Source organism: Paenibacillus sp. MAHUQ-63 (assembly GCF_028765165.1).
Classification (GTDB): domain Bacteria; phylum Bacillota; class Bacilli; order Paenibacillales; family NBRC-103111; genus Paenibacillus_E.
Map to the genome: position 1 here is coordinate 168,730 of NZ_JARADB010000005.1, position 22,198 is coordinate 190,927.

A 22,198-nucleotide genomic window follows, 5' to 3' on the forward strand; every position below is an offset into this window, starting at 1 on the left:
CTTCCAGCAGATTCATCTGCATGGGGATAGTCCCTCTGTTCTATGGGTATGAGCAGCCGAAACCCTGCGTGTGTAACCACTATTCACGCCTCCCAAAGGGAAATAGAGTGCGCTATTCCCGCCAGTACCACCCTATTCATGAGCCATGTGGAAATACAGGGCCTTATTTGCCCCAGAGTTACTCAATTTCAGCCAAAATTCGGGAATAAGGCATCCTATTTCCTCTTGAGCCGCGAAACGGGCGCTTACCAGGTAAATAGCGGATCGTATTTCCCTATCGGGCAAACTTGCGCGGTGCAGCCCCCCTCACCGCTCCCGCTCACCGCAGCACCGTGTACCCCCGCCACTCCTCCGGCAGCAACCGCTGGTACAAGGGCTGCAGATAGCGGTCGTCAATCAGCAGCAGCACGCCCCGGTCCGTTTCGGAACGTATCAACCGACCGCCGGCCTGTTGAACCTTGTTCATGCCGGGGAAGACGTACGCATACTCGTAGCCGTTCTTCCCCGTCTCATCCAGATAGGACCGGATCAGATTGCGCTCCGGCCCCAGCTGCGGCAGACCGACACCGACGATGGCCACGCCGGTCAACCGCTCGCCGACCAGATCGATCCCTTCGGAGAAGATACCGCCCATGACGGCGAAGCCGACGAGCGTTCCCTCCCGGCCTGCCTGATACTCGGCCAAGAAGTTCTCCCGCTCCTCTTCCGGCATCTGCGCCGTCTGAACCAATATCCGCAGTCCGCTATCCCCTCCCTGTTCAGCCATAAGCTCCATGAACGCTTCCTGCACGCTGCTCATATAAGCATAAGAAGGGAAGAACACCAAATGGTTGCCCTGCCCATGACGAGTCACCATGTCATAAATCGAACGGGCGATGGGCTCCCTGCTGCGCTCTCGGTCCTGATACCGCGTGGATAACGGCTGCACATACACCTCCAACTGCTCTTGGGCGAATGGCGAGGGTACGCTGACGGAGTAATCCTCCTCGCCGGCTCCCAGTGTGTCCATATAGTAGGACAAAGGCGACAGCGTCGCCGAGAAGAACACGTGCGACCGGTACCCTTTGCCCATCTGGCGGAGCAGATGGGACGGGTCCAGACAGATGAGCTTCACGCCGGTCTCGTTCCGTTCGGACGTATACAGCGTCATGTACCGCTCGTCATACAGCTTCGCGATGCGGACGAAGTTATGCGCTTCGAAGTACGTCTCCAGCAGCTGCGGACTCGCGGGACTGCCTCCCCCTGCCGCAAGCTCTTTCTCCGCGCTAGCAAGGAAAACATCGAGCAGCCCCAGGAGAGCCTCCGGAAGCTCCGGCTCCGCCATCATGTGCCGTTCGCCGATCCGCTTGCGGAGTGCGATGAAATACTGATTAACGGCTTTGACCGCATCATGGAGATCGGCGCGCACACCTTTGAACTCCCTCTGCAGTGCAAGGAACGGCGACTTGGTCAACGTACTGCTGTACATCTCTCTGGCCCGGTCAATCAGATTATGGGCCTCGTCCACCAGCAGCGCCGTTTGCTTTTTCTGCTCGTCGAACAGCCTCTTCAAATTAATGCGCGGATCGAAAATATAGTTATAGTCGCATATGACGGCATCGGCGGCGTAGGCGACATCCAGAGAAAATTCAAAAGGGCAGACGCGGTGCTTCCGCGCATAAGTCTCCATGACACTTCGCGTCATGATCGTCTCCGACCCAAGGAGGTCCAGCACCGCTTCGTTGATCCGGTCATAGTAGCCGTCCGCGAATTCGCAATGCTCCTTCGTACACCGGACTTCCTCCTTCAGGCAGACCTTCTCCTTGGCCGTAATCGTCACGACATGCAGTTCGAGACCTCGTGCCTGAAGCAATGCGTAGGCTTCTTCCGCTGCCGTACGTGTAATCGTCTTCGCCGTTAAATAGAAAATCCGCTGCAGCAGCCCCTCCCCAATCGCTTTGACGGAAGGGAACAGCGTCGACATCGTCTTACCGATCCCGGTCGGCGCCTTGGCGAACAGCTTGCGTCCTTCGCCGATCGATTTATAGACCGCAGCCGCAAGCTTGCGCTGGCCCTCCCGGTAGGCGGGAAACGGGAAGGCCAGCTCCTTCACGCTCCGGTCCCTTCGCTGCACATGCTCATAACGCGCATGCGCATAAGGGTAATAACGCTCCACCACATCCTGCACGAACAGCTCCAGTTCAGAGAAGGAGGCTTCCCGTATAAACCGGCGCGTCTCTTCCGTATCCACCTGCATATACGTAAGCCTGATACGCATCTGATGAAGTCCGCGGTCTTTGGCCACCATATAGGCATAGCACATCGCTTGCGCCCAATGGACGGGATACGAATTCTCCTCGATCAAGCCGATGTCCGAAGAGGTGGATTTGATCTCGTCTACCGTTACCGAGCTGCTGTCCGCCTCCTGCAGAAGCCCGTCGCACCGGCCGTCAATGACGAATAACAGCTCCCGGCAAGGGATCTCCGCCGATACGTACACCTCATGCTCGTCCGATTCACGGTATTGCTTTTGCAATTTCTGGTGCGCCTTGGTCCCCTCGGTCAGCGCGACACTGGTCCGGAAGCTGGAATCGATACTGCCGCTGCTGAATACATATTCCACCAGGGAGCGCACAGAAATGCTGATCATTTGGGTCATTAGCCATTCTCCGTCTTAGAACATTTGTTCCTTATTGTAGCATGCGGCAAAGCCAAATATCCACCTCCCCTCAGGAAGTGGAACTGTGCTACAATAGCATTGACTTTTCAAATATTTTCCAACCCATTCAGGAAAGGAAGTTCCTATGTTCTTTTTCAGTAAACTCTTCCTTAAACTGCTTCGCTTGGACAACAAATTCACATTCACACTTGCCCTGCTCTTCATTCTGTTATCCGCGATCGGCGCCTATCTCCTGGAGAAGGAAACGTTCGGCAGCATTTTCAACGGGTTGTGGTGGGTGATGACGACCGTGACGACGACGGGATACGGGGACTTCGCGCCCAAAACCGTGGCCGGCAAATGCCTCGGCATCTTTCTGTACATCTTCGGCATCGGTCTTATATCCGTCACCATCAGCAAAGTAATTGACTCACTATTCGTCTATAGACAGCGAAAGGAAGAGGGTAAATTGCGATTTCAAGGCGAACAGCATTTTGTCATCATTGACTGGAGCAAAAATGCCGAATTGGCCATTCAGGAAATATTGAATACGGACACGACAACGGAAGTCGTCTTGATCGATACGCTGGATAAGACACCGATCGTACATAACCGGGTCCATTATATCCGCGGCAATCCCACCCACCTCGAAACGCTCGAAATGGCCAATATGGAGAAGGCCCGCTCCGTCTTCATTTTCGCCAATGAAATCACCGAAGATCAAGCGATGCTTCGCGACCCGTCGTTCGTCGACGGCAAGACGCTGCTCGTAGCCACCACCATTGAGCGCAATTTCCGCAACGTCCACTCCATCGTCGAAATCAAAAACAGTGAAAACATGCAAAATTTCCAGCACGTCAATGTCAACGAATTCATCCTCGGCTCCGAGACCATCTCGCAGTTAGCCGTCCGCTCCGCCTTCTCGCCCGGGTCGTCCCGCGTCGTATCGCAGCTTCTGACCAGGCGATCCAGCAGCAATCTTCATGTGTTGGGCAAAAGAAGCGAATGGCGCACGTACCGCGACGCTTTCGAGCGGCTGCTGGAGGAAGGCGCCACCCTGATCGCCGACCGCGATCAGTTGAACATCAACCGCAAGCTGGACCAGTTGATTCCAGAAGACGCGCAGCTCTTCGTCATTTGCGACGCGGACACGTTCCAGCGCATTTCTGCGCGGGCATAACGAAACAGGACACCGAACTCTCGTTGGCAGAGAGCCGGCGTCCTTCTTATTTATCCTTTGGGTGCAGTCCAACGAAACGGCGTCGTATTCCAAAACAAATCGGGATTGACCTGCACGTTATGCGCCCAGAAAGTGAAATGCAGATGCGGCCCGGTGGAGAATCCGGTCGTCCCGACCAAACCGATGATGTCCCCTTGTTTCACCCGGTCGCCTGTCTTCACCTTCAGCTCCGACATGTGAGCGTACTGGGAGAACAGCCCCATCCCATGATCGAGATAGATGGAATTACCGGTCAAGTACAGGCTGTCGGCCAGCGCCACGACCCCGTCGTTGGTCGCTTTGATCGGCGTGCCCTCCTTCGCGGCCAAATCCACCGCCATATGCGCGCTGTCGTATTTCCCGTTCACATAACGGGTATAGCCATACGGCGTCGTCAAAATCCCCTCGATCGGCTTCACGAACGGACCGCTGAACAAGAACTCCGGCTCGGACTTGCTGCGAGCCAGATCGATCTTCTTCTGATCGGCGGCGATTCGCGCCGTATCCTGCTTCATACTCTCCATCTGAGCCGTAACCTTCAGATACTGGGTCTCGAACTTCTTCGGCACGATGGTCAGCGTCTGATCGCCGATCGGGTATTTGCCGGGCTTGACCGCCATCGGAATCGGCAAATACGTGAAATACCCCGCTCCGTACGGCTGAAGCGTGTAGGTTTTGTTCTGCCAGGCGATGGTCCCCGGCTTGTTATGCCGCACCAGCACCGCATCCCCCGGTGCCGCCGTGTCCGGCACGAGCTTCCAATCGGCGCTCATGATGCCCTGAGCAGCTTCCTTCGTCGGATAAAGCGGAAGCTCCTTCGCCAGCAGCTGAAGCCGGTCCTGCTCCTTCCGGATGGCGGTTTTGACCTCCTCGGCCATACCGTCCGACCACGTCTGTCCGCCATCGGCCGTAACGAGCAGCGGGCTCTTCGCATCCTTGGAGCTGACAGGCAGCGCCCAGCCGATTCGCGGCGTCAGGAACTGCGTCATCTTCACGGGAACCTCGGCCGCCCCCAACATAACGGTCTGCGGAGATGGGAAGGCTCCTGTATCTCCCTCCAGGCGCAGCAGCTCCTCGAGCTTCAGTGCTCCCGTTGCAGTGGCAGCGCTTCCAGTCGGTGTTGGCAATGCACCGGCCGCTACGTTCTCTGTCCCTTCCCGCCACTGCGCTCCCCCGTCTTCTGTCACGACGAGGCCGTCCGCGTACCGCACCCAGCCATGTTCCAAATCCTCCATGCGGAATGTCTCGGCTACTCTGGGCGGCGGCGTAGGGGCCGGAGTCGCTGAAGCAGGAGCCGGGTCCGCTCTCGTCCAGGAGGAGACCGGACCGAACGGCGATTTGCCGATCAAGATCACAACACAAGCGGCAAGCAGACAAGCGCCTGCCAATAAAGGCCACTGCCGGCGGCGTTTTGCACGTTTCACAGCATTTATTCCCCCCTGTCCTGCAATGGGCTATGGGTTTCATTCATATGGATATGTGTCCATCATAACATAAAAAGCCCGAAGACAGCATCGTCTCCGGGCTTCGTTTAAATCTGTACGCTTTTCTTTGGTTCTTTCTGATCAATGCTCGTGTTGTTCACGAGAGGAAGCAACTTGACGCTTCGAACCATGGCAGACTGGCATAAATGGCAAGTCGGTTCGTGCTCGAAAGTGAAATTATCCCGCATCCAGCCTTTACAGCCTTCTTGTACACAAGACCATACCGTCACATTTTCTAGAGGCATCTCTTCAAAGGACTTTTTTCTGGAATACATGGTGATCCTCCTCCGTGTATGAACATTTAGTTAAATTGAAAAAGACTGCCATTACGCAAGGTAAGGCAGTCTTTTTAATTATATTACAGTTTTACAACGTTCTCAGCTTGCGGTCCGCGGTTGCCTTGAACAACGTTGAACTCAACTTGTTGACCTTCGTCCAAAGTTTTGAAGCCTTCGCCTTGGATTGCAGAGAAGTGAACGAATACATCGTTGCCGCCTTCAACTTCGATGAAACCGAAACCTTTTTCTGCGTTAAACCATTTCACTGTACCAGTAGCCATGAGTAATACCTCCAAAAAATTATTAACATGTTTTTTATTCTTCAAAGAGAAAAAATTCACACATTATAAAAGGTTCTAACAAAAATGAAAACCCTTTACAATATGTGAATTCAGGTTCTTTTTGTCGATTACGACCATCATATCATATCGCATTTGAAAACGCAAACTATTTCCAGTTCTTACATAGTGATGTAATCGCCCTCCACAGCACAGAAAAACTCCCATACGGGAGTTAGTCGTGGTGGTCTTCACCAAACAAGACGCCTTGAATTTCATTGTTCGCCTCTACGTTAAGCCTCGTTTTGAAATAGTCAACGACGGCCTCGACGGCTTTCTCCGCTTGAAACTCCGAAATGCCCGCTTCCTTGGCGACGTGATCCCGAACGATGTGCTTCATACAGTTTGCCTCCTTTCATGAGGGTTGTTTTCCGACATTTATGTTTTGCAATTAAGGGGAAGTTATGCAGGCCGCCCCAACTTTGGTCTAGGTTTCAATTAGCCTCAAGACCGTTTGCCGGCTTAAGCGAGGTCCCTATACTGAAGGTAATGAAGTTTACTGGGAGGGTCATTCAACGTGTACAGCATAAGTATAGGAGCCATCTTGCTCGGATCGTTATTCTATTTCATTTTCGCCTGGATCGGGAGTGTCAAAGCTTCGCGACTTCTATATAGCGGGAGCCCGGAGCGCATGCATCGCAAAGCGCGCAAGCTGCTCTTCTGGTCGTGGTTCCCCATCATCCCGGCTGCCGCTGTCATCGGCGCTACGGTTTGGATGCAGCAGACGATGCAGGCTGCTTTCTGGATCGACCGCATGCTGGTCGGGGTGCCGCTGATCGTGCTGCCGCTTCTGACGGTCTGGTTCGTATCGGTGCCGAAGCTGATCAAGCTGCGCGCGCTCACGAAGCCCCTGTCCGGGGAAGGGGAGCCGGCTATTCCCGCGGACCCGGCTATCTATCCAAGAGCGGCGAGTCCCGCTCTCATTCTTCCTTTTCAGATGACGGCGCTGGCCGCATTAACGTCCTTCTATTTCGCCCTTGTGCCGCCGTTCCCGTTCCAGTGGCAGGACATTGCCGTACCGCTGGCCGTTGGCGCAGTAGCGACGGCAGCGCTTTGGTGGAGACACCGGGTGCGGTTCATGCAGGTTAGCAAAACGGAATCCTACACGGCTCCCGCTTTCTGGAGACGGGGCTTGGCCATGCTCGGCGTACTTGCCGTGCTGGCTGCTTCAGGCTACTACCTATTCACGTATGCCATGGAGCGAAGCGAGCTGCCTGCCGAAATCGATATGGCGAGCGGAACGCATGATTATGGCGGGGGCATGCCCGCAGGCACGAACCCGCATAACCACCACAGCGGAATGGCCGCCATGAACGCCTCATCAAGCGGCACGATCTCCGTTGACGAGTTGACCGGTCCCCGCGAAGGGACGCCGGATCGCCGATTCACGCTGACAGCCCAGAAGAAAACGGTCACGCTCAGCTCCGGCAAATCCGTGGAAGCCTGGACGTATAACGGACAAATTCCGGGTCCCGAGCTTCGCATCAAAGAAGGCGAGTTGGTCGAAATCACGCTCGTTAATCAGGATATCGAGCAGGGTGTGACAGCTCATTGGCATGGCCTGGATGTCCCTAACGCGGAGGACGGTGTTGCCGGTGCAACGCAGAATGCCGTTATGCCGGGCGAAACCTACACCTACCGGTTCCGCGCCGAGCAAACGGGCACATTCTGGTACCACTCGCATCAGGACTCTAAGGAAGCCGTCAGCAAGGGGCTGTTCGGAGCGCTGGTCGTAGAGCCCAAGCTCGACCCTTTACAGCCTGTGAAGGACATCACCGTAATGACACATCGTTGGAGCGGCGCTTCGATCGCCATCGGAGCTAACGACGGTCTCGAGCGGATGGCGATTGCTCCGGGAACTCCTGTGCGGATGAGACTGATCAACACCGACGATTGGGTGAATCAGAAGTATACGTTGACCGGCACGCATTACGAGGTTGCCGCCATTGACGGTACGGATTTAAATAAGCCGGATGTGCTGACGAACACCCATATCATTGTGCCTACCGGCGGCCGCTACGACATCACCTTCATCATGCCGGAACGCCCGGTATATCTCGGGGCAGGGGCGAATGGCGCAGGGATTCTGATGTCTGCAGACGGCAGCGGCGACATCCCGGCGATCGCGCCAACCGTTGCCTTCGACCCGATCGCTTACGGCAGCCCGACATCAACGCCTTTTGACGCAAGCAGCCGGTTCGACAGAGCGTTTACGCTTGTTCTGGACAATAAGCTCGGATTCTTCAACCGCAGCTTCGATTTCCTTTACACGCTCAATGGCGAAGTATTCCCCAATACGCCGATGTTCATGGTGAAGGAGGGCGATCTCGTCAAAACGACGATCATCAACCGCGGCAATGTCGAGCATCCGATGCATCTGCACGGGCATCACGTGCTCGTTCTCTCCCACAACGGCAAGCCCTCCACCGGCAGTCCCTGGTGGTCGGACACGTTGGATGTGCAGCCGGGCGATACCTATGAAGTCGCCTTCGTCGCCAATAACCCAGGGCTATGGATGGATCACTGTCACAACCTTGTGCACGCCGCTGCCGGCATGACCATGCATCTGATGTATGAAGGCGTAACGTCGCCTTATACCGTAGGCAGCGGAACAAACAATCATCCCGAGTAAAAAGAGGGAGGGGATGTGCGGTCCATGTCACTATATATAACACATCATTGACAAATCGGTACCGGAGCCGTTACGCTAGAGAAAGCAGGAACATTCGATTGAAACGGAAAAACCGAATACTCTTTTTCGTATAACCTTAATAATCGGATTAAGGGTCTCTACTTAGAAACCGTAAATTTCTAGCTACGAAGAATGTGCGCATTTGCATATTTTTCGTGGCTAGTTTTTTTATGTTCCTGGCGTCATACAATAAACAGAAGCAGGAGGTTTATGCCCATGGCGACTATTCTAATTAAAAACGCGGAGATCGTCACGATGAACCGTGACGGGGATATTTATACCGGAGATATTCTCATTGAGGATGACAAAATTAAGGAAATCGGACCCTATGTGAACGCAGATCCGTCCAAAGCGGATAAAGTGATCGATGCCAGGAACCGCACGGTCATTCCAGGCTTCGTTCAAACGCATATTCATTTATGCCAAACGCTGTTCCGCGGCAAGGGAGATGACCTTGAATTGATGGATTGGCTGAAGCAGCGGATATGGCCGCTTGAAGCGTCCCATGACGAGGAGTCGATCTATTATTCCGCCTTGCTGGGCATCGGCGAGCTGATCCAAAGCGGAACAACGACCATAGTCGATATGGAGACCGTGCACCATACCGATTACGCCTTCCAAGCGATTGCCTCCAGCGGCATCCGCGCGTTGTCCGGGAAAGTCATGATGGACAAAGGCGACGAAGTGCCGTTCCCGCTGCAGGAGAATACGGTCGATTCACTTCAACAAAGCGTCGACTTGTTGGAGAAATGGAACGGACATGACGGCGGCCGCATCCAGTATGCCTTCTCACCGCGATTCGTCATCTCATGTACGGAAGAGCTGCTGCGCGAGGTCCGCAGCCTGTCCGAGCAGTACCAAGTAAAGGTGCATACGCACGCTTCCGAGAATCAGGGCGAGATTGCGATCGTGCAAGCGGAGACCGGCATGCGGAATGTGGTTTATCTCGACCATCTCGGCTTGGCGAATGACCGCCTCATTCTCGCACACTGTATTTGGCTTGACGAGGAGGAGAAGCGGATCATCCGTGAGCGCGGCGTTCATGTCAGCCATTGTCCCGGCTCCAACCTGAAGCTGGCCTCCGGGATCGCGGAGACGCCCGATATGCTGAAGCTCGATATCTCCGTCTCGCTTGGCGCGGATGGGGCGCCGTGCAACAACAATCTCGACATGTTCAACGAGATGCGCCTGGCCGCGCTGATCCAGAAGCCGGTACACGGACCGACGTCGATGAATGCGCAAACGGTCTTCCGCATGGCGACCATCGGCGGAGCCCGCGCCGTCGGTATGGAGCACGAGATCGGCTCCCTCGAGGTCGGCAAGAAGGCCGATCTGGCCATTCTCGATCTGTGCAATTTCCACACGTATCCGTCCTTCGACGTGGATCCGATCTCACGCATCGTTTACTCCGCGACGCGCGCCGACGTGGAGACGACGATTATCGGCGGGCGGATCGTCATGGAGAACCGGATCATGCGGACGATCGATAAGGAGATCGTCCTTCCGGAAGCGAACCGCTCCATTCAGCGCTTGCTGAAGCGCGCTAATCTGCGTTAGACGTTCATTAGGCCTACTGTCCGACAGCCTTTCCGGTTGCGGACAGCAGGCTTTTTTGATTAATGGGCATAGAGCAGCTTTCCCGCCTCCAGCTTACTCAGATTGGCCACATCGCGCGACGGGTCCTTCTTGAGGATGGCTTCCTTCTGCGTCTTCGTAGCAGGCTCTTTGCGGATGATGTCATTCAAGTTATCGTAAGCGACTTTCTTGATGATGACCGGATCACCGATCGCATCCAAAACGCGATACATCGCTTCGATCGCAGCATGCTCCGACGCTAGACCGTATCCGGAGTCGGTGCTGAGCATGAATTTGTCCGGGTACTGCTTAATGACCGGAAGGAAATCCTCCAGCTTGTTGCCGCTATCCGGATTCAACAGGGTGAAGCCTGCGAAAAAATCCATGTAGATGTTATCATATTTCTCCAACAAAGATTTGATATTTTGCGGCGAATTGTAGGCGTTGGCATGTCCGAAGATAAACGTCGTCTTCGGGTGCGCCTTCAAAGCTTCCTCCAATTTATCGATAACAAAGCCGTTCGGAGGATCGATGTGCAGCAGAATCGGAGCTTGATACTCCGCACAAAGCTCATAGATTTGCGGGAGATAACCGTCCATCGGATCCATCGCCTTCCATTCCACCGTGGATACGACCGGTGAGTTGTAGGAGGCTCCCGCCACCTCGCCGAGCCCGAAGTAACCCCGCTCCAGATTGTTCCGAACCATCTCCAGGCTGGAGGGAGCATGCAAATCGAAGCCGGAGAAGTACGGGATATAGAAATCAGGCTTCGCCAGGTAGGCATCCCACGCGTAGGCGTCGGTTCGAAAGGCGCTGAACTCCGAGACATCTCCGAAAATCACAACACGATCCACGGCATCGCGTTTCCACGTATTTCCCATACTTGTATATTTGGAATCACTGGCATCATGATTGTGAGCATCGGCAAGCGGCAATGAGCCGTATTTCTGTAGAAGTTCGTCGAAGCTTCCGACTGCCGGGGATGCGGAAGGCGTTCCTGTTGTAACGTTCTCCGGTGTTGCCGGTTGGCTTGCCCCTCCCCGAGCAGGGAACGAACGGAATCCCCATACACCAAATCCGACACAGACGATCGCTATACTTACAATTACGAGTGAGCTGCCTTTCCATTTAGACCCGGACATCACTACCCCTCATTTCAGGACGATTGTAGAAATTCCCCTTTTATCAAACGTTTCAGGGATTGCCCAATATTTTCCACATACAAGTTCCCAATCCTTCTTTTCACCATATACTATTGCAATTAATCGTAACGGGAAGGGGACCCCTATGACGAACTTCTCAAGGCCTCTTATCCAGCAAATGGCTCAAGTCAGGCAGGTTAAACCAGAAGTGCTTATGAAGCAGACCTTACCACAGGTCATCAAAATCGTACCCGTAGCCGGTCAAGTCGGCGACATCCGTGTCAACTCCGCAACTGGCCGCGTCTATTTCGTTCATAGCGAGAACCAGATAGGCGTGTTGGACGGTACGACCAACCGAGTCATCCGGAATATAACAGCTGGGGACGGCACCACGTTCTTGGCCGTCAACGCCTTCACCAATCGGATTTATGCTACGAATTTCCGCTCGAATACCGTCACAGTCATTGACGGCGGCAGCAATAACGTCGTGACTAGCGTGCCGGTTGGCGTTCGTCCATTCGGCATCGCCGTTCATACCGGGCGCAACCGCATCTATGTCGCCAATACGAACGGATCCATTAGTGTTATTGACGGCAAGACCAACCGCATCCTCAAGACGTTCCGCGTAGGAGGATCACCCGCCCTCATCGCCGTTAACGAACGAACCAACCGGATCTACGTCACGAATACGGGCATGGACTCCGTCCATGTGATCAACGGATCGACACTGGCATTGGTGAAGACGATCAAAGTCGGACGAAATCCGATCATTACTCCCGGCATCGTCCCCCAGACGAACCGGATTTATGTGGCCAATAACTTGAGCCGTTATGCCTCGGTCATTTCCGGTTCAACCTTGGGCGCAAGCGTTCCGGTTCAACTCGGAAGACTGCAGAGCGAGCTTGCCGTCAACAGCGCCTTAAACCGCATTTATATCACTAGCGCGCAGCAGGTGAGCAAGGGCAAGCTATTCGTCATCAACGGACAGTCCAATGCTGTTGCACGAAAGTTAACCATCCCGACCTACGCCTCACTTCTTGTCAATCCATTGACGAATCGATTCTATGTCGGGGACACGGAAACAAGGGATTTGTTCGTCTACAACGGACTCACGAATTCGCTGGCGGTGAAGCTGCGAACCGGCCAATCCGCCGGGAACATGGCTTTGAACACACAAAACAACCGGATCTATGTCGGCAATGAACAATCCATTACCGTCGTGCAGGATCGTTAATGAGCAAAGCCTCCGAACATTCGCGCAAGCGAATTTGGAGGCTTTTGTCCATCGTCGCATAGGGTCGACTAGGATGCCGATACGACGTGGGTGCGCGTTCAGGCAGCATGCTCTGTACTGGCGGTTGGCGTGCAGATTGGTTTTTATTTTTAATTTACAGAAAATACGAAACATTCGTATTTATCTAATTTTAAAAGTTTCTGCTTCAGTAGCAACCAGAAGCATGATCGGGGTAATCGAGAGGTTGGATCCGAGAAATAGAGAACTATTTGTATATACAGTGTTGGATTATAGCGATTATTTAATAGTTAGAAAATACCAAAAATTTATTTTGTGGAAATAAAAGATAAAACCATCGACATTTTTTTGAAGTTCATTTGACAAGAAGTCTTAATATTCCTAAATTTTTTTAATGGAAAAATTCGTAAGGAAATCGGCTGCGCAAACGTATCAAAGAAGCAATTCCAATTTTCGGAGCAAAAAGAGGGAGGAACCGCTCCGACATACACGGGGTCTCCTGACAGAGGCCAGAAATCGGGCACAAGCAGACAGCAAAAAACCTCCATACTACGAATTTCGCATCGTTGTTGGAGGCATTTGTGAAACCTATTGTCAGGAGAGAAGCCCTAGCCATTGCCAGTAGGGGATACATAATATCGCGAGCAGCAAAACAGCCGCAGCGTAACCAAGCGCGATGATCTGGCCCTGCCGATGGCTGAACGCTTTGCCTTCCGAACTGTAATAGGCTGTCAGATAGGTAGGCGATTGATACGCGAAGAAGAACGGATCCGTTGACAGCAGCACGACGAAAACGAGAATCCACGGATGGACCCCGGCCTGCTCGGCAAGAGGGAGCAGCGCTGTCACGAGCAGGATAACCGCCGGATCATCCCTTACGATCAATGTGACTGCGAACGACAGTACGATCGCGGCGGGCAGGAAGTAGATCGGCGATGAGACGAAAACCCCCATATGACCTCCCAGGAAGGCCGAGAGCGCCTCAACCAGCCCCAGTTCGCTCGCTGCCGTAGAGAAGCTGAAGGCTACGCCTAGGAAGAGCAGGAACGTCCAGTCAATGCCCGTGGAGATTGTCCGCCGGTCCAGCACGCCGCTGATGACTAACACGGCGAAACCGATCAGCATGACCCAGGCGCTGTCCACGCCGTGCAGCGGCTGAAGAACGAGCGCCGCGATGCTGCCAAGTACGGTGCATAGCGCGATGCGCTCTTCGCGGGACAGCGGTCCCAGCAACCGCAGCTGTTCGTCCAGCACTTCGCCCGAAACCGGCTTCGCCGACTCCGTTTTGCGGAACATGAAGAACAGGAGCGCGAGCAGCACTCCGCCGAATATCAGAAAAGCAGGGAGCGCATACATGAGCCATTGGATCCAGTTGACCGGCGAGCCCGACGAGACGAGGCCGTAAGCCATCACGTTCGTGTACGAGCCTGTGAGCACGAATGGCGCCGTAAAGCCGTAGAAGAGCATTGCGGTTAATCCTAGCCCCGCTGCGCCTCGGCTCCCCGCCTTGAAGCCCATGGATTCCGACAGCGTCTGCGCAATAGGGACGCCAAGCGAGACTTTCGCCGACGAAGAGGGGATCAGCGGGTTGAGCATGACGCCGCCGGCGACAATCCCCCACAGCTGCCCCCGATAATGAGCAGGAAACCGCTTCAAGGCATGTAGGGAGAAGCGGTACAGGAAGCCTGACTTCGTAATGACGGCGCTCATCGCCATGATGAAAATCATGTACAGCCACGTTGGCGTCGCGAAGCCCGACAAGGCCACCTCGGGCTCGACCTCACCGCCGAGCACCCACAGCATGGCCATGCCCAGGGCTACGATGTAATCCGGCATGATCCCCGAGATCCAGAGAATGACGGCGGCCAGCCCGATGCCGATGAAGTCCATGCTTTGCTGTGACAGACCCGCCACCGGATCGGCCAGATGGAAGCCGAGCACGGACAGCACGGCAAGAACGACCGCCGCAATGCCCAACAGGCGGCTGCGGCCCGCAAGCCGGCGTGCGCTCTCGGCGAGAAACTCGCTCTTGCTCCTGGCCAGCATCTGCTTAGCCAGCCCATAGATCCGGTCCTCGCTGATCTTGGACCGATCCCGCTGCCCTTGCCCCTGCTGCCGGGTCTCTGCCAGCTGCAAATATTCCAGCGCAAGCTGCTTTCTTCCCAGCTTGCGGCACAGCTCGGCTCCCCGCTCGTAGAGCGTAATGAGCTGCTGCGCCGAATAGGCGGCCCCTTGCTTGTCCAGTGCCGCCTCGACGATGGACAAGCCCGCCTCCGGCGCGTGCTCCGCGCAATAGCGGAGGTGCTCCAGCATGACCGTATACAGCTCGGTCAACCTCTCATGCGGGCAGCGCCGGAGCGCTTGCCCGATCGCCTCCCGCTGCGGATCCGACTCCGCCAGCGCAGCCCCGGCAGCCGCGGCCACCTCCAGCGCGAGCTCCCACTCGCCTCGCTCCGTATAAATCTCTATCGCGGCAGCCCATTCCCTCTCGGCCAGGTAGAAGGACGCAGCCTGTTCCGCCCACAGCTGCTGTAGGCTGCTGCTGCAGTTCTGCGGCACGAGATCCAGCATCGTGCGTATCATTTCCTCGCGTACGTGAAGGAAACCGTCCGCTCTTCGCACCAAATGCTCCAAGCCATGCGGGACCTCGCCATTTGCAGGCAGCTCCTGCTGAAAGACATGCACAGCCAGCTTCTCGCTCATCCCTCTCAAGCAGGCGCATGCGAAGAGAAAGTCCCGCGTAGGCTCCGCCAGCTGCGCAAGCTCCTGCGTCAGCCAGGCGGCCTTCGCTTCCTTAGAAGCCTGCAAGCGGTCATTGGTCGACACCAGCCGCTGGGAAAGCAAGCGAATAAAATATGACGATATCTGCGGCTGATCGATAATTAATCGCTCGAACGTCTCCCTGTCGATTTCATACAACACACTGTCTACAGCCATGACGGCAGTTGCCGACCGGGGCTCATTGGTCAATAAAGCCATCTCTCCAAGCGCATCGCCGGGATGCAGCTGCGCTAGCGATTGCCGGGCGCCGTCCGGCTTCTGGGAGAAAAGCTCGATTCTCCCGCTCTCGATCAGATACATCCGGTCTCCGGGATCGCCTTGTTCGAACAGCACGGACCCCGCTTCCCGCTCCAGCTTCTCCAGCTTACCCAAGAGCTTGGCTAATTCTATGTTGGAGAAATTTTTGAACATCTCCATATGTTTAATTGCCATGCACAATCTACACTCCTGACTGAACTTATGTACAACTGTAAAGCTTACAAAGATTACTGTACTCTCGATACGCATGGTCTGTAAACCAGAACATGAAAGGCAGCCCCTGCTCGTGGAAGGGAGAGATGGAGGTGGAGGTTGAAGTTGAAGCAGTTGCAGTTGCAGTTGCAGTTGCAGTTGCAGTTGCAGTTGCAGTAACTGTGGCAGTAGCAGTAGAGAAGCAGTAGCAGTTAGCAGTTAACAGTAACAGTTAGCAGTAGTAGTAGCAGAGCAGTTAGCATGTAGCAGTCAGCAGTAGTAGTAGCAGAGCAGTTAGCATGTAGCAGTCAGCAGTAGCAGCAGTTGAAGTAGCAGAGGTAAAGGTAAAGGTTGAGGTTGAGAGGTGGAAGTAAATGTAGATGTGAGTCAGGAAGAGGAAGAGGTACAGGCAGAGCTAGGTAGAATAAGTTCGCGCCGAGGAGGTGTTGGCGTAATAAGACGTTTACCGAACGAGATGAAGAAGATGCTGCTCAACTTCGATGTGATGGATCCATCCTAACGTTGTACTAGGTGGTCCAGGCGTGACCATGGCGCCACTGAGTGGCGCAAATGGAATTTCTCCTGTTAAATGGACGAGTTGGGGCGCGATTTGGTCAAATTACTGGAAAAGCTCCCGTTATTTCATACGATCTTCCCAATAATTCGCCTTCAATGGGCAGATTAACTGGAGGAATTCCAGTTACGGGGCATGCGAGAGGCTCTTGTGGAAAATATAGCAGGAGAAATTCCAGCTAAGCACCTCCAGCGGTTACGGTTAGGACGATTCAACCCGTCTGATGGATCCATCCTAACGTTGTACTTGGTGGTCCAGGCGTGACCATGGCGCCTCAGAGTGGCGTAAACGGAGTTTCTCCTGTTAAATGGACGAGTTGGGGCGCGATCTGGTCAAATTACTGGAAAAGCTCCCGTTATTTCATACGATCTTCCCAATAATTCGCCTTCAATGGGCAGATTAACTGGAGGAATTCCAGCTACGGGGCATGCGAGAGGCTCTTCTGAAGCATTTAGCAGGAGAAATTCCAGCTAAGCTTAAAAACCTCCAACGGTTAGAACGACTCCTCACCCGCATCCACATCCACATCCAGAAGAAGCAATGCTGCACAACCCAGACGCCTGATAGATCTCCACAGAAAGAAATATGCGCAAAAAAAGAACAACTCTTAACTTATCGTTAAGAGTTGTTCTCCGAACTGCTATCTATGCAAGCTAAAGCTTACAGCTTCACAACGTTCTCAGCTTGTGGTCCGCGGTTGCCTTGAACAACGTTGAACTCAACTTGTTGACCTTCGTCCAAAGTTTTGAAGCCTTCGCCTTGAATTGCGGAGAAATGTACGAATACATCGTTGCCGCCTTCAACTTCGATAAAGCCAAAACCTTTCTCTGCGTTAAACCATTTAACTGTTCCTACTGCCATGGGTAATACCTCCAAAAGTTTAATTAACATGTCTTTTTTCTTGTTTCGAACAAAAAAATTACACATTGGAAAAGGCTTCACCGTTTTAAAATGATAACCCTTTGCAATACGCAATTAGGTTTTACCCTTCAAGACTAATATTACTGTACCACACATAATTGGGTAATGCAATTATCCATCGGAGGCATTTGCTGCCAAAGAAATTAGCTCGTCTTTATCCTCCAATTTCAGCGCAATTGCCAGCGCCAATGCGACATCTTTCGACGGCTGCATTCGACCGTTTTCGATGGAGTTAAGGAGGGAATAGCTGACGCCCGCTTTCTCTCCAAGTTTGCGAAGCGTTAAATTTTGCGCTTGTCTCAACGCTTTCAGCTTCATATGAAAAGCCACGCCCGTCCCTCCTCGTTTACTTGCTCATCTGTCTGCGAATTTCTGCTCTAATTTTGTCGAAAGGGTCCTGCCATCCGGGGGGCTTAATGGTTTTACCAAATTCGTTCTTATGGACTAGACCGTCCGGCCAAACTTTGGCCATATTCGCTCCGTGTACGATGTCAAAAATCGGCCCCGGCTCGACCCCTAATTCGACCAAGGTGCCAAGTACGAAGTACAATTCGTCGATCATGGCATCCACTTCGTCTTCCAGCGTCGCCGCCTCCTTAAACTCATTCAGCTCCTCTTGCATCCAAGCCAAACGGGCTGCCTTACGGCTCTCCGTCAAACGCTGGGGGGTCGCTCCTACCGGGTGCTCAAAGGTTTCATGAAACTTTTTGACATCTTCATACGCTTTGTTCAAGTTCATCTCGATTGTCCTGCTCCCTTACGTCGGTTTACTTAGATATACCACTAATGGGACGCATCGGTCAATTACAACGGCGGCCTGTGATGGACCAGTCCTCTGCCATCCCTCTTGGTACGCATCATACAGGATTGGTCGAGTGTTCCTGCCGGTATTCGGAAGGCGTCATGCCGTACTTCTTGCGGAATACCTGAGAGAAGTGGCGCATGTCTTGGTAACCGATCCGCTCAGCCACGTCCGCTAGCTTCAGCTTCGGATTCATGAGCAGCTGTTTCGCTTGCTCCAGGCGGAGATGAATGACGTACTCCTTGAACCCTTGACCCGTCTTCTGCTTGAACAGCTGGCTGAAGTAAACCGGGTTCAAATACACGATCGCAGCGACCTTCTCCAGTGACAGCTCTTCCTGATAATGCGTGCGGATATATTGCAGGACGACGTCGACGGACCGGTCGCTGCCGCTCGCATGGTGTTCGTAGACCTGTGTCGTAGAAGCTTGACGCATGCGCTGCACCTCCGCCGGCACTGTCTCCAAGCGGTCAATGAGTCCGGTGCTCATGATTTGAAACGGCACCTTCAAATATTTCACAAGATGACTTCGCAGCTCATCCACCAGCGCTGTCAGGTGCCCCGTCTCCGGCAATGTGACGAGCCCGAGCAGGCTTTTGCTGTCGTGAACCGTCACGAAGCCTTTGCCGTAGCGCTCGATCAGCTCCAGCAGGACGTTCTCGATGATGAAGTTTTCGAGGAAGACGGCCTTGTCGCTCTCCATTTTGACCATAATCAGGTGGAAAGACGGGTACTGCTCAAGGAAAGGCGCCATGTCGATGCGCCCGGTGTCCAAGCCCTGCACGAAACGTTGGAAGACGGCTTCCTGCAAATATTTGCGGTTCGTCTTCAGCTGCTCGGCCTCCTCGGTCAATTCGTTCTCGCGGGCAATCTCCTCGCTTAGCTTACGGATCATCTCGCTCAACACCTCTTTGCCGATCGGCTTCAGCAGATAGTCCTTCGCCCCGAGCCGCACGGCTTCCTGTGCATACGAGAATTCGGAGTAGGCCGAAATGACGACCCATTTCACATGCGGGTGCTTGCTTCTGGATAGATTCATCATCTCCAGCCCTGTCATGCCCGGCATGAGAATGTCCGTTAGGACGATATGAATATGGTGGCTTCGCAGCAGCGCTATCGCTTGTTCTGCATTAGCAGCAAGATGTATCCTATACTCCGGAAAGCGGTTATGCAGCGTGCGTTGAATGCCCTCGCGAATGACGGTTTCATCATCCACAATGAGAATGTCCATGATGATTACTCTCCTCTCCGGGGAGGCGGCATCGCAATGATAACGGTTGTACCTTCCCCCTGTTTGCTATGAATGCGCAGGCCGTAGCGGTCGCCGAACATGAGCACGATGCGGCGGTGCACGTTCGTCAGCCCGATGCCGCGCCTTGTGTGGTCGTGCGCTACTGACATCACGGAAGCGCCTACCGCGTCGTCGTCCCGCAAGGAAGCCATCGCTCCGTCAATATCCGTAGCATCCTTCTTCAACTGCTCCTGCATGCTCTGCAAGGCGCTTTCCTCGATACCGACGCCATTGTCCGCAATGACGATTCGGAACTCCTGGTCGCCGATCTCCGTCGAGACGCGCAGCAGTCCGGGACGATCCAGGCTCAGCGGCTCGAGCCCGTATTTCACTGCGTTCTCAATGATGGGCTGCAGCGTCATCTTCGGCAGGACCACATCCAGGCAATCGGGGTCGACCTCCAACTCGGTGCTAACCCTGCCCTCCAGCCTGTTCTCGATAATCGTCATATAATGCCGCATCTGATCCAGTTCCTGGCGCAGCGTCGTCTTGGACGCCTCCTGCCAATCGCTGCTATATCTGAACATATGGGACAAAGCCAGAATCACCTTGCCCAACCGGTCGTTCTCGCGTTCATCCAGCATCCAATAAATCATATCCAAGGTATTGTAGAGAAAATGCGGATTAACCTGGGATTGCAGCGCTTGCAGCTCCGCGTTCTTCTCGCTTACCGTCGCGAGGGTAATACGCTCGATCAACTCATCCATCCGGTGCACCATTCGGTTGAACGATGACACCAACGAGTTGATTTCCTCGAATGATTTGACCGTCACCGAGCCTTTGAAATTCCCCATCTCGACCTGCTTCATCTCGCGAATGAGCAGCTTAAGCGGCGAGGAGATATTCCGGGAAATAATCGTGGCCAGCACCAGAGACAGGAATACGAGCGCCAAAACGACGAAGTAGAGATACTCTCTCGTTTTCACAATTTCGGCATTAATATCTTCCTTCGGCGTCAGACCGTATACGGTCCAATCCGACATCTTCGCCTTGGCGGCGACAATCAATTGATCGGTCCGGTCATCGACGATAATTTCATTGGTTTGCGGCCGCGGCAGTCCTCCGAACAAAGGTAGGCTGCTTTTCTCCTCGGCAGTGGAAGCAATCAGATGGTCTTCTTTATCGACGATATACACCTGACTGTTCGGGGAGATCGTTACGTTCGAGAGCGCGGCAAGAATAGGCTGCGGGTTCGTTTCTATCACGAGGACACCAATCAACCTGTGGTCAGTTAAATCATAGAGCTTGCGTCCGAAGACGAACACGGAATCCGTCTGAAACCGGTTGATGATGGAGCCTCTGGCAAGCCCGAGCCAGACCATTTCTCCGGAAGAATCCTGCAGCTTATGGTACCAGGCCGTGTTGGCATAATCGGTTTCAATCACACTGTCAAAGCCCCGTGCATAGTTATAGTTTTTGCCTGCGTTCGTAATGACATGAATCCCGATAATATCATCCCGGGAGTAATATGCGGCTCCCAAAATGTTCGTAATCGTCCGTTCGTTAATAATATTGACTGCTTCATCCTTACTGATATCCCGGTCATGAATCAACCGAAGCATCTCGTAGTTGCTGTTCAGCGACTTCGTCATGCTGTCGTAGCCCTGAAGCAGCAGATCGAAGAGGCCGACGGTTTGGGAAATATTTTTCTCGGCCAAGTCGCTGATTTTGCTATGAATGATATCCGTCGTCTTCTTGTAGTAGAGTACACTGACAAGCGTTAGCAGAATCAGCATACAGGAGATGAAAAGCAAAAACAGCCGGTTATGAATGGAATGAAGGCCCCGTGTCACGTGAGAATCCGGTCCCCTTTCGTCGTCTTTACTCGCTATCATATCACAGGCCTTCTCTAAAATAGCAAAAAGCGAGGGGTGAAGTTAACCCTTCACCGCTCCCGCTACCATGCCTTTTGTAATTTTGTCCGCTAATAAGAAGTAGATGATTATGACCGGCAGCGCACCCAGCACCAGGAAAGCGCCGATGGCCCCGTAATTGACCGAATACTGGCTGACGAAGCTGTTGACGCCGAATGGCAGCGTTTTGAGCCGTTCGGACGAAATGAACGTCGCCGCTAGAATGTACTCGTTCCAGATATTGATGAAGGTAAGAATACAGACGGTCATCATCGGAGGAATAGAAATCGGAATAATGATACTGCGGAATATCCGCAAAACCCCTGCGCCATCCATAATCGCAGATTCTTCAATTTCAGCTGGAATCGAACGCATGAATCCGCTCATAATGAAGACGGCTATCGGTGTTTGGAAGGCGATATAAGGCAATATGATCGAAATATGCGTGTTCAGCGCATGCAGATTTTTGAAGATCAGCATGAGCGGCAGCAGCGTCGCTTGCAGTGGCACCATCATTCCGATCAGGAAGATGACCATGACGACTTGCCCATATTTCCAGCGGAACCTGGCGATCGCGAACGATGCTAGCGAGGCCAGAAGCAGAACGCAGACCATCGTGACGGAGGTGACGAACAAACTATTTTTCAAATATTGAAAATAGTGTCCCGCATCGATCGCATCGGTAAAGTTCTTCCACTGCAGCGTTTGCGGCAGAGCGAAAAATTTACCCGACAAAATTTCCTCATTGCTTTTGAGTGAATAAATGAACAGCCAAAGCAGCGGATAGACTTGCGTTACAACAAGTAAGGACAAGAATCCTACGACAATGATTTTCGTAATAGAGAGGCTTTTGCGTCTCCGTACGGCTGCAGGCCTAGCCGCGGCTATTTGACTTGCATGATTCATGG

General features: G+C 53.5%; 17 protein-coding genes and 1 riboswitch. Of the genes, 4 read left to right on the top strand and 13 right to left on the bottom strand.

The genetic code is table 11. The features are described from left to right. Positions 1 to 319: 319 nt before the first annotated feature. Complete coding sequence (locus tag PUT07_RS26730; RefSeq protein ID WP_274471826.1) at positions 320 to 2,638, bottom strand: ATP-dependent DNA helicase; 2,319 nt, start codon at positions 2,636 to 2,638, stop codon at positions 320 to 322. 145 nt (positions 2,639 to 2,783) lie between these two features. Between PUT07_RS26730 and PUT07_RS26735 the strand changes: the two genes are divergently transcribed. Beyond that, a complete protein-coding gene (locus PUT07_RS26735) occupies positions 2,784 to 3,818 on the top strand; it encodes a potassium channel family protein (RefSeq protein ID WP_274471827.1) in 1,035 nt (344 codons plus the stop codon). Between the two features lie 50 nt (positions 3,819 to 3,868). On the opposite strand, the gene PUT07_RS26740 is transcribed toward PUT07_RS26735, so the two are convergent. From PUT07_RS26740 to PUT07_RS26755, 4 genes are all read right to left on the bottom strand, one after another. Continuing rightward, on the bottom strand, positions 3,869 to 5,281 hold the full coding sequence (locus PUT07_RS26740) for a M23 family metallopeptidase (RefSeq protein ID WP_274471828.1): 1,413 nt from the start codon (positions 5,279 to 5,281) through the stop codon (positions 3,869 to 3,871). A 107-nt stretch (positions 5,282 to 5,388) separates the two neighbouring features. Continuing rightward, on the bottom strand, positions 5,389 to 5,616 hold the full coding sequence (locus tag PUT07_RS26745) for a cold-shock protein (protein ID WP_274471829.1): 228 nt from the start codon (positions 5,614 to 5,616) through the stop codon (positions 5,389 to 5,391). 83 nt (positions 5,617 to 5,699) lie between these two features. Next, positions 5,700 to 5,900: a cold-shock protein gene (locus PUT07_RS26750; RefSeq protein WP_274471830.1), complete on the bottom strand. Its 201-nt coding sequence runs from the start codon at positions 5,898 to 5,900 to the stop codon at positions 5,700 to 5,702. A 232-nt stretch (positions 5,901 to 6,132) separates the two neighbouring features. Then, positions 6,133 to 6,297, bottom strand: a complete 165-nt coding sequence (locus PUT07_RS26755) for a hypothetical protein (protein ID WP_274471831.1) — start codon at positions 6,295 to 6,297, stop codon at positions 6,133 to 6,135. Positions 6,298 to 6,474: 177 nt separating this feature from the next. On the opposite strand from PUT07_RS26755, the gene PUT07_RS26760 reads away from it, so the two are divergent. After that, positions 6,475 to 8,589, top strand: coding sequence for a multicopper oxidase family protein (locus PUT07_RS26760; protein WP_274471832.1), 2,115 nt, complete (start codon positions 6,475 to 6,477; stop codon positions 8,587 to 8,589). Positions 8,590 to 8,695: 106 nt separating this feature from the next. Continuing rightward, positions 8,696 to 8,795: riboswitch (purine riboswitch) on the top strand. A 70-nt stretch (positions 8,796 to 8,865) separates the two neighbouring features. Beyond that, positions 8,866 to 10,206, top strand: a complete 1,341-nt coding sequence (locus tag PUT07_RS26765) for a 5'-deoxyadenosine deaminase (RefSeq protein WP_274471833.1) — start codon at positions 8,866 to 8,868, stop codon at positions 10,204 to 10,206. 59 nt (positions 10,207 to 10,265) lie between these two features. On the opposite strand, the gene PUT07_RS26770 is transcribed toward PUT07_RS26765, so the two are convergent. Continuing rightward, on the bottom strand, positions 10,266 to 11,366 hold the full coding sequence (locus PUT07_RS26770) for an amidohydrolase family protein (protein WP_274471834.1): 1,101 nt from the start codon (positions 11,364 to 11,366) through the stop codon (positions 10,266 to 10,268). Positions 11,367 to 11,511: 145 nt separating this feature from the next. Here PUT07_RS26770 and PUT07_RS26775 point away from each other — a divergent pair, with 145 nt between their 5' ends. After that, positions 11,512 to 12,600 (top strand): YncE family protein, encoded by a 1,089-nt coding sequence (locus tag PUT07_RS26775; protein ID WP_274471835.1) that lies wholly within the window; start codon positions 11,512 to 11,514, stop codon positions 12,598 to 12,600. A gap of 612 nt (positions 12,601 to 13,212) precedes the next feature. Here the strand turns inward: PUT07_RS26775 and PUT07_RS26780 are convergent. From PUT07_RS26780 to PUT07_RS26810, 7 genes are all read right to left on the bottom strand, one after another. Next, positions 13,213 to 15,831, bottom strand: coding sequence for an SLC13 family permease (locus PUT07_RS26780; protein ID WP_274471836.1), 2,619 nt, complete (start codon positions 15,829 to 15,831; stop codon positions 13,213 to 13,215). 1,252 nt (positions 15,832 to 17,083) lie between these two features. Beyond that, on the bottom strand, positions 17,084 to 17,284 hold the full coding sequence (locus PUT07_RS26785) for a cold-shock protein (RefSeq protein WP_126140957.1): 201 nt from the start codon (positions 17,282 to 17,284) through the stop codon (positions 17,084 to 17,086). Positions 17,285 to 17,455: 171 nt separating this feature from the next. Further along, entirely contained in the window at positions 17,456 to 17,674 is a 219-nt protein-coding gene (locus PUT07_RS26790) for a helix-turn-helix domain-containing protein (RefSeq protein ID WP_274471837.1), read from the bottom strand. Between the two features lie 16 nt (positions 17,675 to 17,690). Further along, entirely contained in the window at positions 17,691 to 18,083 is a 393-nt protein-coding gene (locus tag PUT07_RS26795) for an HAD family hydrolase (protein ID WP_274471838.1), read from the bottom strand. Positions 18,084 to 18,201: 118 nt separating this feature from the next. After that, positions 18,202 to 19,377, bottom strand: coding sequence for a response regulator (locus tag PUT07_RS26800; protein WP_274471839.1), 1,176 nt, complete (start codon positions 19,375 to 19,377; stop codon positions 18,202 to 18,204). A gap of 5 nt (positions 19,378 to 19,382) precedes the next feature. Next, positions 19,383 to 21,272, bottom strand: coding sequence for a sensor histidine kinase (locus PUT07_RS26805; RefSeq protein ID WP_274471840.1), 1,890 nt, complete (start codon positions 21,270 to 21,272; stop codon positions 19,383 to 19,385). A 42-nt stretch (positions 21,273 to 21,314) separates the two neighbouring features. Next, complete coding sequence (locus PUT07_RS26810; RefSeq protein WP_274471841.1) at positions 21,315 to 22,196, bottom strand: carbohydrate ABC transporter permease; 882 nt, start codon at positions 22,194 to 22,196, stop codon at positions 21,315 to 21,317. Between the last annotated feature and the right edge of the window lie 2 nt (positions 22,197 to 22,198).

What these genes read in the sequence shown, in the direction of transcription:
- PUT07_RS26750 (WP_274471830.1), bottom strand. Translation starts at nt 5,900, where the DNA reads ATGGCTACTGGTACAGTGAAATGGTTTAACGCAGAAAAAGGTTTCGGT.
- PUT07_RS26755 (WP_274471831.1), bottom strand. Translation starts at nt 6,297, where the DNA reads ATGAAGCACATCGTTCGGGATCACGTCGCCAAGGAAGCGGGCATTTCG.
- PUT07_RS26775 (WP_274471835.1), top strand. Translation starts at nt 11,512, where the DNA reads ATGACGAACTTCTCAAGGCCTCTTATCCAGCAAATGGCTCAAGTCAGG.
- PUT07_RS26805 (WP_274471840.1), bottom strand. Translation starts at nt 21,272, where the DNA reads ATGATAGCGAGTAAAGACGACGAAAGGGGACCGGATTCTCACGTGACA.
- PUT07_RS26785 (WP_126140957.1), bottom strand. Translation starts at nt 17,284, where the DNA reads ATGGCAGTAGGAACAGTTAAATGGTTTAACGCAGAGAAAGGTTTTGGC.
- PUT07_RS26730 (WP_274471826.1), bottom strand. Translation starts at nt 2,638, where the DNA reads ATGACCCAAATGATCAGCATTTCTGTGCGCTCCCTGGTGGAATATGTA.
- PUT07_RS26735 (WP_274471827.1), top strand. Translation starts at nt 2,784, where the DNA reads ATGTTCTTTTTCAGTAAACTCTTCCTTAAACTGCTTCGCTTGGACAAC.
- PUT07_RS26810 (WP_274471841.1), bottom strand. Translation starts at nt 22,196, where the DNA reads ATGAATCATGCAAGTCAAATAGCCGCGGCTAGGCCTGCAGCCGTACGG.
- PUT07_RS26770 (WP_274471834.1), bottom strand. Translation starts at nt 11,366, where the DNA reads ATGTCCGGGTCTAAATGGAAAGGCAGCTCACTCGTAATTGTAAGTATA.
- PUT07_RS26800 (WP_274471839.1), bottom strand. Translation starts at nt 19,377, where the DNA reads ATGGACATTCTCATTGTGGATGATGAAACCGTCATTCGCGAGGGCATT.
- PUT07_RS26780 (WP_274471836.1), bottom strand. Translation starts at nt 15,831, where the DNA reads ATGGCAATTAAACATATGGAGATGTTCAAAAATTTCTCCAACATAGAA.
- PUT07_RS26745 (WP_274471829.1), bottom strand. Translation starts at nt 5,616, where the DNA reads ATGTATTCCAGAAAAAAGTCCTTTGAAGAGATGCCTCTAGAAAATGTG.
- PUT07_RS26795 (WP_274471838.1), bottom strand. Translation starts at nt 18,083, where the DNA reads ATGAACTTGAACAAAGCGTATGAAGATGTCAAAAAGTTTCATGAAACC.
- PUT07_RS26765 (WP_274471833.1), top strand. Translation starts at nt 8,866, where the DNA reads ATGGCGACTATTCTAATTAAAAACGCGGAGATCGTCACGATGAACCGT.